Below are 13,233 nucleotides of genomic sequence, written 5' to 3' on the forward strand. Positions count from 1 at the left end.
CGCGCGGCCCCCGCCCGGTCGCGGCGCCGCCGGGGGCCGGGGGCGGGTCAGCGCAGGTCGGCGGAGACGAGGGACCAGACCTCCAGGTCGACCCGGCCGCCCCGGACGAAGCCGGCGTTGCGCAGCAGGCCCTCGTAGCTGAACCCGGCCTTCTCGGCGACCCGGCGGGAGGCCAGGTTGCCGGGAGCGACCCGCAGCTCGACGCGCTGGAAGCCGTGTTCGAGGATCAGCGCGATGGCGAGCGCGTCGACCGCCTCGGCCGCCAGGCCGAAGCCCCGCGCATGCGCCGCCATCGCGTAGGAGACCTCGGTGCACCGGGCGCCCCAGTCGGTGCGCCGCGTCCACAGGCAGCCCACCACCAGGTCGTCCTCCCGGCGTACCACCGCGTAGTGGTCGCCGTCGCCGCTGTCGCGCCGCTGCCGCGCCAGGTCGGTGCACCAGGCCAGCCCGTCGATCTGACCGGAGGTGTCGGCCAGCGGCAGCCACCGCCGGGTCTGCCGGTCGGCGAAGACCTCGTCGGCCACCGCCGCGTCGGCCCCGGTCAGCGCGCGCACCTCGGTGCGGGGCGTGGAGACGGTCAGCGCCGGGAAGCGGCGGACCGCCACCTGACCGATCACGCGGGCACCCCGTCGGGCCGGGCGGTCTCGGGGTCGGCCGCCGCCACCGCCGCGTCCACGAGGCGGGCCGCCAGCTGCGGGTACGCCGCCCAGTGCAGGGTGAGCTGCGAGGCGTGCACGCCCCGCCAGACGAAGCCCTCGGGCGCCCCGCCGTCCCAACTCCACGCCGGCCGTGCCCCGGCGCGCGGGGTGAGCACGCCGCGGTGCTCCTTGTGCCCCGCCACCACCGTGCCCGCCGGCCCCATGAGGCTGTCGGTCAACGCGGTCGCCTGCCGGTAGCCCACCACCAGGCCGTCGCGGCGCGTCCCCACCGCGTCGAGTACGCCGCACATGGGCAGCCCGTCCAGTTCCCGGGCCAGCCAGAGCAGGCCGGCCCCCTCGGCGACGACCGGCCGCCCGGTGCGGGCCAGCTCGGCGACCCCGATGCAGAGCCGGCGGTTGGCGGAGAGCAGCCCGGCGTACGACTCGGGCAGCCCGCCGCCGACGACCAGCGCGCCGGTGCCGGCGGGCAGCGCCTCGTCGTGCAGCGGGTCGACCGTCACCACCTCGGCGCCCGCCGCCCGGAGCAGCTCGACGGTCTCGGGATCGCTGTAGCTGCCGCCCGGCGTACCGGCGACCGCGACGACCGGGCGCGTACCGGCGTCCTCCCGCCCAGCCTGCGGCGTCCAGGGCGGCGCGGGCAGCGGCGGCGCGGAGCGGGCCAGGGCCAGCAGCCGGTCCAGCTCGACGGTGGCGGCGACCGCCTCGCCGAGCCGGCGGACCGCGCGGATGGCCTCGTCGGTGCGGGCGAGCGCGGGCACCGCCCCGTAGCGGCGGGCGGGCAGCACGGACGGCAGATCCTGGCGGCGCAGCGCGCCGTAGACGGGCACGCCGATGTCGTCCAGCGCCGCGCGCAGCAGTTCCTCGTGCCGGGAGGACGCCACCCGGTTGAGGATCACCCCGCCGAGCCAGAGCTGCTCGTCGTACGACCGGAAGCCGTGCACCAGGGCGGCCACCGACTGCCCCGTCGCCGCGACGTCGACCACCAGCACGACCGGGCTGCGCAGCGCGGTGGCCACGGCGGCCGTCGACTCGCTCTCCGGGCGGCCGGCGAGGCTGTCGTACAGGCCCATGCTGCCCTGCACCACGGCGAGCCCGGCGCCGGCCGCGCCGTGGCCGACGAGGGGGGCGATCCGGTCGGCGCCGACCAGCCGGGGATCGAGGATCCGACCGGGGCGGCCGGCGGCCAGCCCGAGGTAGGCGGCGTCCACGCGGTCGGGGCCGACCTTGAATCCGGCGACGTCGACGCCCCGGTCGGCGAACGCGGCGAGCAGCCCGATCGCCAGCGCGCTCTTGCCGTGGCCGGAGGACGGCGCGCTGAGCACCAGGCGCGGCACGACGGTCATCATCGACTCCCATGCGGGGCGGCGGGGGGACCTGCGGCGGGCCGACCGCGCGGTCCGCCCGCGTGACGATAGCCGAAGCGGCCGGCGCGCGGTCGCCGCCGAACGGGCCCGCCGGCGGTGTCGGGCGCCGCCGGACGGAGTCACCGGCACCCCGCCCGGGGCCGCGATGGGGGCTGTCGAAGCGAGTGCCTCCGGTCACAGGGGTAGCCTCGTGGGCGTGTACCGGTTCCTGCTGACGCCGCGCTGGCTGGGCATTCTCGCACTGACCCTGGTCGCCTCGGCGGTGATGGTGCTGCTCGGCAACTGGCAGCTGGACCGCTACCACGGCCGTACGGAGGCCAACGAGCGGATCGACGCCGGCCTGCGGATGGCCGCGGTGCCGCTGCGGGACGTGCTGCCCGCCCCGACGGGCGGCAACGGCACGGCCGGCCCCGCCCCCGCAGCGGAGAAGGCCTGGACCAAGGTCACCGTGACCGGCCGCTACGACCCGGCGAACGTGGTCCTGGTCCGGGGCCGCTCGGTGGACCGCACGGTCGGCTTCGAGGTGGTCACCCCGCTCGTGCTGGCCGACGGCACGGCCGTGCTGGTGGACCGGGGCTGGATCCCGCCGGCCCGGGGCGGCGACGCGACCGTCCAGCCGGAGGTGCCGGCCCTCCCGCCCGGCGAGGTCACCGTGACGGGGCGGGTGCACCTGAGCGAGAGCGGCTCGGTCGCCGTGACCCGGCGCGACGGCAAGCTGGAGACCCGGCGGATCGGCGTGCCCCGGCTGGCCCGGGAGCTGCCCTACCCCGTGCACGGCGCGTACCTGCTGCTCGACGAGCAGACCCCGGCGGCCGACCCTGCGTTCAAGGACGTGCCGGTCGGATACAACAACAACTGGCAGAACTTCGGCTACGTCGTGCAGTGGTGGATCTTCGCCGCGATGACCCTGTTCGGCTACGGCTGGGTGGCCCGCCGGGAGGCCCGTCGGCTGGCGGGCGTGGGACCGCGACAGCCCGTCGACCGGGCCGCCGAGCCCGCGCCGCAGGGCGCCGCCTGACCCGCCCCGCCGACCCCGCTCAGCCGGTGACGCGGCCGGCGTGGATGGCGCGTACGGCGTCGATGGTGTCGGCCTCCGCCGCCGTCTTGTCGTCGCGGTAGCGCACCACCCGGGCGAAGCGCAGCGCCATCCCGCCCGGGTAGCGGGAGCTGGTCTGCACCCCGTCGAAGGCGATCTCGACCACCTGCTCGGGGCGGACCCGCACCTCCCAGTCGCCGTGCTCGACGGCGAGGGCGAGGAAGCGCTCGGTCTGCCAGCGCAGCAGCTCGTCGGTGAGGCCCTTGAACGTCTTGCCGAGCATGACGAAGTCGCCGGTGCGCGGGTCGCGGGCGCCGAGGTGCAGGTTGGACAACCAGCCCTCCCGCCGGCCGCTGCCCCACTCGACCGCGATCACCACCAGGTCGAGGGTGTGCCGGGGCTTCACCTTCACCCAGGCGGATCCCCGTCGGCCGGCGTCGTAGGGGGCGTCGGGCGCCTTCACCACCACCCCCTCCTGGCCGGCGTCGATGGCGGCGGCGAACGCCTCGCCGGCCCGCTCCGGGCCGTCGACCTCCACCCGGCCGACGACGAGCGAGGCGTCGACCGCGGCGTCGAGCGCGGCCCAGCGCTCCCGGCCGGGCCTGTCGATCAGGTCGTCGCCGTCGAGGTGCAGCAGGTCGAAGAAGTACGGCGTCAGCACTGTCGCGCCCGTCGTCCCGGCGGCGGCCACGGCCGGGGCGACCGGGGCGGCGCCGGTGCTGCTCGGCGTGGCGCGCCGCGCCGCCCGGCTCGACGTCTGCTGGAAGGGCAGCGGGCGGCCCGTCTCGTCGAGCCCGATCGCCTCCCCGTCGAGCACCAGCTCGCGGGCGGGCAGCGCCCGCACGGCGGCGACCACCTCCGGCACCCGGGCGGTGATGTCGTCCAGGCTGCGGGTGAACACGGCGATGTCGTCGCCGGAGCGGTGCACCTGGATCCGGATGCCGTCGAGCTTGACGTCGACCACGGCGGGGGTGCCCGTGGCCGCGAGCGCCTCGTCCACCGAGGGCGCGCTCTGGGCCAGCATCGGCGCGAGCGGGCGGCCGACCTGGAGGCCGAAGGCGCCCAGCGCCGCCGCGCCCCCGTCGAGCGCGGCGACCGCGACCGCGCGCAGGTCGCCGGCGAGCAGCAGCGCCCGGCGTACGGCGACGAGCGGCACGTCGGCCGCCCGGGCCACCGCGTCGGCGAGCAGCCCCGCCTGCGCGCCCTGGCGCAGCTCACCGCTGAACAGGCCGGTCAGCAGCCGCTGCTCCTCGGCGGTGGCGGCGGAGTAGAGCGCGCCCAGCAGCGCCCGGCGGCGGGCCTGGGAACCCGGCCCGTGCACGGACGCGATCTCGTCGATGGCCGCGTCGACGGCGGCGACGGTCAGGGTCGGCTCGGCGGTCGGCGGCGGCAGGTCACGCAGGCTCGCCCAGCCGACCCCGGTCTGCCGCTGGCGCAGCTCGCCGGCCAGCCAGCCGGCGCCCGCCGGAACCTCGGTCGGGTCGAGCGCCCGCAACGCGGCGGCGAGCAGCTCCACCTTGGTCCGCCGGGCCCGGGTGGCGCCGACGGCGGCGGAGGTGGCTGCCAGGTCGAGGAACCGCACGGCTCCATCCTGCCAGCCACCTCCGACACGACCCGGGCATTGCCGTGCCCGGGCGCCGGAAAACTCCGCCCGCCGGGTGGCGGGTCAGGCCGAGACGGGTTCCTCGATGCGCAGGCCGCGGGCGCGGATCTCCTCGGCGACCCGGGAGAGCACCGTGTCGAGAGCGACAAGCGCGGCGGACAGGTCGCCGAGCTGTTCCTTGAGCGTGTCCTCGGACCACGCGGAGACGTCGACGTCCCCCAGGGCGCTGACGGCGGCCTCGAGCCGGCCCATCACCTCATTCGTACGCATGTTCGAGAGGCTATAACAACCCGACCGGCGACACACCGCAAACTCCCACATCGGCCCCGAAGTTACGGTTCCGACACCTAACGCCCGTCGACGCCCGCCTCGGCGACCTTCTTCAGCAGCAGCGCCTCGGCCAGGCAGACCCGGGCGAACTCCCCGAGGTGCAGGCTCTCGTTCGGGCCGTGCGCCCGGGCCTGCGGGTCCTCCACGCCGGTCACCAGGATCGCCGCGCGCGGGAACATCTCCTGGAAGGTGGCGATGAACGGGATCGAACCGCCGATGCCGAGGTCCACCGGTTCGGTGCCGTCCCAGGCGGTCCGGAACGCCGAGCGGGCCGCGTCGAACATCGGCCCGGACGCGTCGATGACGCACGGCGCGCCGTCGTGCTCGAAGGTGACGCTCACCCGCGCGCCCCACGGGGCGTGCTTCTCCAGGTGGGCGCGCAGGGCCCCGTACGCCCGCTTCGGGTCGTCGCCCGGCGCCAGCCGCACGCTCAGCTTGGCCCTGGCCGCCGGCACCAGGGCGTTCGGCGCCTCGGCGGTGGACGGGGCGTCGATGCCGAGCACCGCGAGGGCCGGCTTGGTCCAGAGCCGCTCGGTGATCCGTCCGGTGCCGATGAGGCTGACGCCCTCGGCCAGCCCCGCCTCGGCGCGGAACCGGTCCTCCGGGTAGTCGACGCTCGCGCCCTCCCGGGCGACCAGCCCGTCGACGGCCACGTCCCCGGCCTCGGTGTGCAGGGTGGCCAGCAGCCGCGCCAGGGCGGTCAGCGCGTCCGGCACGGGACCGCCGTAGACGCCGCTGTGCACGGCGTGGTCGAGGGTGCGCACCTCCACGAAGCAGTTGACGATGCCGCGCAGGGACGTGGTCAGCGCCGGTACGCCGATGTCCCAGTTGGTGGAGTCGGCGATCACGATGACGTCCGAGGCGATCTCGTCGCGGTGCTCGGCGAGCAGCCGCTCCAACGAGTCGGAGCCGTACTCCTCCTCGCCCTCGACGAAGAGCACCACGCCGACCGGCAGCGCGTCACCGTACGCGCGCAGCGCCGCCACGTGCGCCATGATGCCGGCCTTGTCGTCGGCGGCGCCCCGGCCGTAGAGCCGGCCGTCGCGCTCCACGGGCTCGAACGGGTCCGACTCCCACAGCGTCAGGTCGCCGACCGGCTGCACGTCGTGGTGGGCGTAGAGCAGCACCGTCGGCGCCCCGGGCGGGGCCGCCTTCCGCCCGATCACGGCCGGCTGGCCGCCGGATCGCACGATCTTGACATCGAGACCGCAGCCGCGCAGCAGCTCGGCCACCGCCTCGGCGGAACGCTCCACGTGCGAGTGGTCGAAGCCCTCGAACGCGACGCCGGGAATGCGGACGAGGCGTTCCAGGTCGGCGCGGACGCCGGGCAGCTCCCGCTCGACGGCGGCCCGGATCTCGGACTCGGACATGAGGGGTGTGGTCATGACCGGCATCGTATGCCGGCCTTACCGACCATCCCATCCCGCCCGAGGCCGGAGTGACGCTTCGGTCCCGGGCGGCCCGACCGCTCAGCGGCGGCGCACGTAGTAGCGGTCGGCGTCGTGCGGCAGGCCCGGGGCGCCGTCGACCACCAGGTCCGCGCGGGCCTCGGTGCCGTCGGCGGCGAAGTGCGACCGCTCCCCGAGGTGCCAGCGACGCAGCTCCGGCAGGATCTCCGGGCCGTCGCGCTCGATCGCCCGGGCCAGCCGCAGCGGCGCCGGGGCGGTGACGAAGACGGCCAGGGTCAGGTCCGCGGTGGCGGCGGCCCGCGCCGAGCTCACCCCCTCGACGAGGAGCACGGGCGCGACCGGGACCGGCACCGGACGCGGCAGGAACGCCCGCCGGACCCAGCTGAACCGGCGGTACGCCCCGGGCCGACCGGCGCGCAGCGGTCCGAGCACCCACTCCTCCAGCCGGGGCCAGAAGGTGAGCTGGTCGTCCCAGCCGTCGAGCAGGTCGTCGGTGTGCACCACCGGCGGGGGGCTGCCGTCGGGCAGGGCGGCGAGGGCGTCCGCGAGCCGCGCCGCGAACGCGCTCTTGCCCGCGCCGCTCGGCCCGTCCACCGCCACCAGCCGGGTCCGCCCCAACCGCGCCGGCCCGGCGAGCACCCGCCGGGCCAGCCGGTCGTACGCCTCGACCACCGCCACCGCCACCGCCCGACGGTAACCAGGCCGGTCCCTCCGCCACGGGGCGGGCCTGCGGTGGCGGGCGGCCCGGCGTCGGCGGATCGCGCGGGACGCTCCGATCGGGGGTCGCCCGAACGAGCGTTCGTCGGGTGCGGCGGGGCATTCGGCGGGCGGACTCCGCGACGGGGCGGGATGATCTGCTGGTGTCCCACAGCGTGATGAGTCCGGGCGTCGACGCCCTCCTGGAACAGGCCCGCGCCGGGGTACGCCGGCTGACCCCGCACCAGACCGTCGAGGCGGTCCGTACCGGGGCGTTGCTGATCGACACCCGCACCGACACGCAGCGGCAGGAGCAGGGCGACCTGCCCGGCGCCATCGTGATCGACCGGACGGTGCTGGAGTGGCGACTCGACCCGGCCAGCGCGTGGCGGATCCCGGAGGCCACGGCGTACGACCAGCGGATCGTGGTGGTGTGCCGCCAGGGCTACAGCTCCAGCCTCGCGGTCGCGAGCCTGCGGGCGCTCGGGCTGCACCTCGCGACGGACATGATCGGCGGCGTGCAGGCCTGGCGCGAGGCGGGGCTGCCCATGTCCGACCGCCCCGCCGACATCCGCCTCTGACCGAGGGCCCTTCTCGGCCCCTCGCAGCCCATCCCCCGCCCCCGCAGTCCCGCAGCCCGCCGCCCGCCGGGGAGCCCTGGGTTCGGTCAGGGGGTTTTCGGGGCTCCGGGTGGGATGAAGGGGAGGCCGGCGGGCGGGCCGGACTCGACGAGGCGCCAGAGGGCGCCGGTGTCGAGGTGCTCCTCGACCAGGTCGCCGAGCAGGTCCAGGGAGCGCTCGCGGGCGGCGGCGAAGGCGGTGTCGGGGGCCACCGTGAAGCCTCTCCGGCCGGCGAGCCGGGCCACCTCGGTCAGGAACCGGCGGCGGAACCTGTCGGACTCGAAGGCGCCGTGCCAGTGGGTGCCGTGCACGGCGCCGACCACGGCCCCCTCGCCGCTGCCGTCCGCGCAGGTCAGCAGCGGGGTCAGCGCCGGGTCGGCGTGTGAGACCCACCCGTGGTGGATCTCGTAGCCGTGGACCGGGACCTCCCCTCCAGCGGTGCCGGTCGACTGCCGGACGGTCTTGCGCGGGTCGAAGGTGACCTCGATCGGCAGCAGGCCCAGCCCCGGCACGCTGCCCTGCCGGCTCTCCACCGGGTCGTGGATCGCCCGGGCCAGCATCTGGAAGCCGCCGCAGATGCCGAGCAGCGGCTTGCCGGCCGCCGCGTGCGCCAGGACGGCGTCGGCCAGGCCGGTCTGCCGCAGCCAGGCCAGGTCGGCCACGGTCGACTTCGAGCCGGGCAGCACGACGAGGTCGGCGGCGGCCAGTTCGGCCGGCTCGACGGTCAGCCGGACCCGCACGCCCGGCTCGGTGGCGAGCGCCTCGACGTCGGTGGCGTTGCTGATCCGGGGCAGCCGGACCACGGCCACGTCCAGCCAGTCGGTGCCGCGCGGGGCCGCCGGCCGGCCGAGCACCCGGCCGTACGCGAGCGAGTCCTCCGCGTCGAGCCAGAGGTCGAGCGCCCAGGGCAGCACCCCGTACGTCGGCCGGCCGGTGACCTGGCGCAGCATGTCCAGCCCCGGCCGGAGGAGCCCGAGGTCGCCCCGGAACTTGTTGATCACGAAGCCGGCGATCAGCGCCTGGTCGGCCGGGTCCAGCAGGGCGAGGGTGCCGAACATCGAGGCGAAGACCCCGCCCCGGTCGATGTCGCCGACCACGATCGTGGGCAGGCCGGCCTGCCGGGCCAGGCCCATGTTCACGTAGTCGCCGGCCCGCAGGTTGATCTCCGCGGGGCTGCCGGCGCCCTCGCAGATCACCACGTCGTACGCGGCCCGCAGCTCGGCGAGCGCCGCGTACGCGGTCTCGGCGAGCCGGGGACGCAGCTCGCGGAAGTTGCCCGCGGTGACCGTGTCGACGGCCTCGCCGAGCAGCACCACCTGGCTGGCCAAGTCGCTGCCGGGCTTGAGCAGCACCGGGTTGAACCGCAGGTCGGGGGTGAGTCCGCAGGCGGCGGCCTGCATCGCCTGCGCCCGCCCGATCTCGCCGCCCCGGCCGTCGGGGCCGACGACGACGGCGGAGTTGTTGGACATGTTCTGCGCCTTGAACGGCGCCACCTTCACGCCCCGGCGGTGCAGCCAGCGGCAGATGCCGGCGGTGAGCACGCTCTTGCCGGCGTCGGAGGTGGTGCCGGCGACCAGCAGGCCACCGCTCACCGGCGCCCCTCCCGCCCGGCGGCGACGCTCCGCTGCGCGACCCGCCGGCCGACGGCGCCCACCAGCCGGCCGAGGGTCAGCGGGTACGTGGCGGCCAGCCCGAGCGCGGCCAGCCCGACCGCACCCGAGATCCGGGCGGCCCGCTTGAGGTGCCGCGCCTCCGGTCGGGGGCCGTCGCCGAGGAACGGGCGCACCTCGGAGCGCCCGAAGTAGACGTTGCGCCCGCCCAGCCGTACGCCGAGGGCGCCGGCCATCGCCGCCTCGCACTGCCCGGCGTTCGGGCTGGGGTGGTCGTTGCGGTCCCGGCGCCACACGCGCCACGCCCGCTCCCGGTCGCCGTGCGCGGTCGGCGCGACCGCGACGGTGAGCAGGCCGGTCAGCCGCGCGGGCACCAGGTTGAGCAGGTCGTCGAGGCGGGCGGCGGGGGTGCCGAACCGGGCGTACCGCGGCGAGCGGTGGCCCACCATCGCGTCGAGGGTGTTCGCCGCGCGGTACCCGAGCAGGCCGGGCAGCCCCGCGACGGCGCCCCACAGCAGCGGGGCGACGACGGCGTCCGAGGTGTTCTCGGCGAGCGACTCCACGGTGGCGCGGGCCAGCTCGGGCTCGTCGAGCGCGGACGGGTCCCGGCCGCAGAGGTGGCCGAGCCGCTGCCGGGCCGCCGGGAGGTCGCCGGCGCGCAGCGCACGCCCCATGACGGTGGCCTCGTGCCGCAGTGTGCGCCCGCCCAGCACCGTCCAGGTGCCGGCGGCGACCAGGACGGCCCGGGCCACCGGCCGGCGCCGGGTGGCGATGGTGGCCGCCACGCCGAGCAGCACGGGTGCGCCGACCGCCAGCGCGGTGAACGCCGTTCCGGCAAGCCGGTCCGGGCGGTACGTCCGCCGCTCCAGTGCCCCGGCGGCGCGACCGAAGCCGGCCACGGGGTGGTACCGGCGGGGGTCTCCGAGGAGCGCGTCGAGGGCGTACCCCGCGACCAGTCCCGCCGCGGTCGCCACCGGCGTCGCCTGTCGCACCCGTCACCACCTCCGGCCGGCCAGCCTAGCCGAGCGCCCGGCCGGCCTCCGGCACTCAGCGACCCGTGCCGCCGGCGGGGTGACCCGCGCGCCGCCCGGCGGCACGCGGGGTGACGCCGTGCTGCCGACGCCACCCCGCCCCCGTTCGTGCCGCCCGCGACCGGTGCTCACGCGGGCTGCGGCACCCGACCCCGGCCCCGGCGGCCACGGCCGGCCGGCGAGACGCCCGGCTCGGCCTCCCCGGACGACGGGCCCGGCTCCCCCACGGCCGCGTCGCCCCGACCATCCCGGGCACTCCGGGCGTCCTCAGGTGCATCGCTCACCGGCGTCGGGCCGTCGGCCTCCGGCTCCGGCCCGTCGGGCTCCCCGCCGTGGGGGTCGTCCGCCGGGTCGTCGAAGGGGTCGAGCGAGCCGTCGACTGCGGCGTCGGCCGGCAGGCCGCGGCCGGCGGGGTACGCGCCGAAGTCGGGCTCGAAGTCGTCGTCGAGCGGACGGCGGTCCGGCAGGACCGGGGCCTCCTCGTCGGGCACCGGCTCGGTCGCCTCGCCGTGCACCCGGTGCTCGGCCTCGGTGTCCTCGACGGTGCTGGTCGTCATCGTCGGCCGGTTGCGCTGGAACCGACCTCGGCCCCGCGACAGGTCGTGGCCGACGGCGACCGCCTCCAGCTCGTAGAGCGAGCGGTGGTTGCCGGCGTCGTCCGTCCAGTCGCGGGTGTAGAGCCGGCCGCAGACCACCACCGGGTCGCCGACCATCACCGAGGCGGCCACCCCCTCGGCGAGCTTGCGCCAGCAGTTGACCCGGACGCGCAGGCTGTTGCCGTCGACCCAGCGCCCGCTGTCGCGGTCGAGCCGGCGGGCGGTCGAGGCGACCTTGAAGTTGGCCACCAGGGTGTTGCTCTGGGTGGTGCGCCGCCACTCCGGCGCGGTCAGCACATTGCCCACAACCGTGACGTAGGTGTCGAACATCGTCCCTCCAGGGGGAGATCGGGCTTGCCATCGCGAGTCGACTCGGTGCCGAGCCTGGGCCCTCGGCGCGGGCGCCGCCAGCACCCCGCCCCGGCCTGTGGACAACCGGACCGCCTGTGGACAAAGACCTGATCAAGGTCCCGGTGTGCTAGGGCCGGGCGACCCTGGGGAGCCCGCCCGACCGGCTCGATGATCGGGAGGCGGGGCCACGCTTCCGGCACCGCCACGGGCGGGGCGACATGTCACGTTCCGGACGGAGCCCGGCGGGGTATGGATTCGATCAACCGCACCGCCGACAGCACGACGAACGAGAGGTCAGCGATCATGAAGATGACCAGCACCGCAGCCGCCATCGTCTCCGGCGAGGTGCGGCGATGAGCGCCGTCGCCAACCCGGCCACCGTGGCGGAGTGCCTGCGGGTCGGCGCGGGGTTCTCCCAGGGTGACCGGAACTGGATCGCGGAGCAGTTCGCCACGCTCGACTCCCGGCTGGCCGGATTCCACGCCGACGCCACCGAGCTGGAGGTGTCGGTCAAGGACCGGGAGGCCAGGGGCCAGAAGGTCACCCTGGAGTGCTGGATCGCCGGTCGCCAGAAGATCGTCACCACCTCCGCCGAGGAGGACCTGCACGCCGCGCTCAACGACGTCCGGGACGACCTGCGGCGGCGGCTCAACGACTCGAAGACCAAGCAGGAGCCGCGGCACAACAAGCACCTGCGCGACGTGCCCCCGCCGGTCGCCGAGGTCGAGCCCGACACCGACCCGGCCCGCGCCGAGGCCGAGACCGTCTGACGCGTACGCCGAGGCCCCGTCCGCCGGGTGCGGGCGGGCGGGGCCGGACGGCACCCGGGGCTACCGCCCGGTAGCTTCCCGGCGTACCGTCGCGGTCGTGGAACCGGACGTGCTGGGCCCGCCGTACGAGCGGCAGACGATCGACCTGGGCACCGACGACGAGGGGCCGGTGGTCGCCACCCTGGTCCGTCGCCGGGCCGACCGCCCGACGAAACGGGCCGTGCTCTACGTGCACGGCTTCACCGACTACTTCTTCCAGGGCCACCTCGGTGACTTCTTCGCGGAGCGGGGCTGGGACTTCTACGCCCTCGACCTGCGCAAGTACGGACGCAGCCTGCGCCCCCACCAGACGCCGAACTTCTGCCGCGACCTCAGCGACTACTTCCCCGAGCTGGACGCCGCCGCGCGCATCATCCGCGAGGACGACGGGCACGACACGCTGCTCGCGATGGGCCACTCCACCGGCGGGCTGGTCCTGCCGCTGTGGGCGGACGCCCGCCGCGACGCCGGGATCATTGACGGGCTCTTCCTGAACAGCCCCTTCTTCGACATCAACGCCCCCTGGCTGGTGCGCCGCCCCCTCGCCGCCGCCGTGAGCCGGCTGGGCCGCCGGGCGCCCCGCCGGGTGCTGCCGTTCGGGCTGGGCACGGTCTACAGCGAGAGCATCCACGCGGAGCACCACGGCGAGTGGAACTACGACCTGACCTGGAAGCCGCTGGCCGGGTTCCCCGTCCGGGCCGGCTGGCTGAACGCCATCCGCAGCGCCCAGCGGCAGCTGCGCGCCGGCCTGGACATCCAGGTGCCGGTGCTGCTCGCCTGCTCGACCCGCTCGTTCAGGGGAAAGAAGTGGCACGAGTCGGCGGCCCTCGCCGACGCGGTCCTGGACGTCGAGCACATGGTCCGCTGGGCGCCCCGCCTCGGCCGGCACGTCACCGTGGCGCGCTTCGACGGCGGGATGCACGACCTCACGCTCTCCGGCACCGCCGTACGGGAGAAGGTCTTCCAGGAGGTCGGACGCTGGGCCGACGCGTTCTTCGACGCCGGGCCGACGGTCCGCACCGGGGAGCGCCCACCGGCGAGCCGGCTGCCGGCGGACGACGCCGACCCCGCTGGTGCCCCCACGCAGGGCGGCTGAGCACAGGTCGCCCACCCGCTGCG

12 protein-coding genes and 1 pseudogene are annotated in these 13,233 nt (G+C 76.2%); 4 read left to right on the forward strand and 9 right to left on the reverse strand.

The features are described from left to right. Positions 1 to 47 precede the first annotated feature (47 nt). Together AC0OO9_RS08300 and AC0OO9_RS08305 are read right to left on the reverse strand one after the other, a co-directional pair. Complete coding sequence (locus AC0OO9_RS08300) at positions 48 to 617, reverse strand: GNAT family N-acetyltransferase (RefSeq protein WP_484516720.1); 570 nt, start codon at positions 615 to 617, stop codon at positions 48 to 50. Next, positions 614 to 2,002 carry a cobyrinic acid a,c-diamide synthase CobB gene (locus AC0OO9_RS08305; protein WP_484516722.1) on the reverse strand — a complete coding sequence of 463 codons (1,389 nt, stop codon included), beginning with the start codon at positions 2,000 to 2,002 and terminating at the stop codon, positions 614 to 616. Before AC0OO9_RS08305 ends, AC0OO9_RS08300 begins: the two co-directional genes overlap by 4 nt. A 211-nt stretch (positions 2,003 to 2,213) precedes the next feature. Between AC0OO9_RS08305 and AC0OO9_RS08310 the strand changes: the two genes are divergently transcribed. Beyond that, positions 2,214 to 3,041 carry an SURF1 family cytochrome oxidase biogenesis protein gene (locus tag AC0OO9_RS08310; protein ID WP_484516724.1) on the forward strand — a complete coding sequence of 276 codons (828 nt, stop codon included), beginning with the start codon at positions 2,214 to 2,216 and terminating at the stop codon, positions 3,039 to 3,041. Between the two features lie 19 nt (positions 3,042 to 3,060). Here AC0OO9_RS08310 and AC0OO9_RS08315 read toward each other — a convergent pair whose 3' ends face one another. From AC0OO9_RS08315 to AC0OO9_RS08330, 4 genes and pseudogenes are all read right to left on the reverse strand, one after another. Next, a complete protein-coding gene (locus AC0OO9_RS08315) occupies positions 3,061 to 4,641 on the reverse strand; it encodes an ATP-dependent DNA ligase (protein WP_484516726.1) in 1,581 nt (526 codons plus the stop codon). An 84-nt stretch (positions 4,642 to 4,725) separates the two neighbouring features. Beyond that, positions 4,726 to 4,932, reverse strand: coding sequence for a hypothetical protein (locus AC0OO9_RS08320; protein ID WP_121399432.1), 207 nt, complete (start codon positions 4,930 to 4,932; stop codon positions 4,726 to 4,728). 77 nt (positions 4,933 to 5,009) lie between these two features. Beyond that, complete coding sequence (locus AC0OO9_RS08325; RefSeq protein ID WP_484517889.1) at positions 5,010 to 6,362, reverse strand: M20/M25/M40 family metallo-hydrolase; 1,353 nt, start codon at positions 6,360 to 6,362, stop codon at positions 5,010 to 5,012. Next, positions 6,355 to 7,342: pseudogene (locus tag AC0OO9_RS08330) on the reverse strand (hypothetical protein); the annotation flags it as partial. The pseudogene AC0OO9_RS08330 and the gene AC0OO9_RS08325, both read right to left, overlap by 8 nt. Here AC0OO9_RS08330 and AC0OO9_RS08335 point away from each other — a divergent pair. Further along, positions 7,277 to 7,678 carry a rhodanese-like domain-containing protein gene (locus tag AC0OO9_RS08335; RefSeq protein ID WP_484517890.1) on the forward strand — a complete coding sequence of 134 codons (402 nt, stop codon included), beginning with the start codon at positions 7,277 to 7,279 and terminating at the stop codon, positions 7,676 to 7,678. The pseudogene AC0OO9_RS08330 and the gene AC0OO9_RS08335 overlap by 66 nt on opposite strands. An 86-nt stretch (positions 7,679 to 7,764) precedes the next feature. Here AC0OO9_RS08335 and AC0OO9_RS08340 read toward each other — a convergent pair whose 3' ends face one another. From AC0OO9_RS08340 to AC0OO9_RS08350, 3 genes are all read right to left on the reverse strand, one after another. Beyond that, positions 7,765 to 9,309, reverse strand: coding sequence for a cobyric acid synthase (locus AC0OO9_RS08340; RefSeq protein WP_484516728.1), 1,545 nt, complete (start codon positions 9,307 to 9,309; stop codon positions 7,765 to 7,767). After that, positions 9,306 to 10,319: a cobalamin biosynthesis protein gene (locus AC0OO9_RS08345; RefSeq protein ID WP_484516730.1), complete on the reverse strand. Its 1,014-nt coding sequence runs from the start codon at positions 10,317 to 10,319 to the stop codon at positions 9,306 to 9,308. The genes AC0OO9_RS08340 and AC0OO9_RS08345 overlap by 4 nt, the downstream gene beginning before the upstream one ends. Positions 10,320 to 10,486: 167 nt before the next feature. Next, complete coding sequence (locus tag AC0OO9_RS08350) at positions 10,487 to 11,284, reverse strand: single-stranded DNA-binding protein (protein WP_484516732.1); 798 nt, start codon at positions 11,282 to 11,284, stop codon at positions 10,487 to 10,489. Between the two features lie 374 nt (positions 11,285 to 11,658). On the opposite strand from AC0OO9_RS08350, the gene AC0OO9_RS08355 reads away from it, so the two are divergent. Next, a complete protein-coding gene (locus tag AC0OO9_RS08355; protein WP_132239353.1) occupies positions 11,659 to 12,075 on the forward strand; it encodes an HPF/RaiA family ribosome-associated protein in 417 nt (138 codons plus the stop codon). 97 nt (positions 12,076 to 12,172) lie between these two features. Continuing rightward, positions 12,173 to 13,210, forward strand: a complete 1,038-nt coding sequence (locus tag AC0OO9_RS08360) for an alpha/beta hydrolase (protein ID WP_484516734.1) — start codon at positions 12,173 to 12,175, stop codon at positions 13,208 to 13,210. Positions 13,211 to 13,233: the final 23 nt, after the last annotated feature.

This window comes from Micromonospora sp. USAFONa4 (assembly GCF_057197825.1).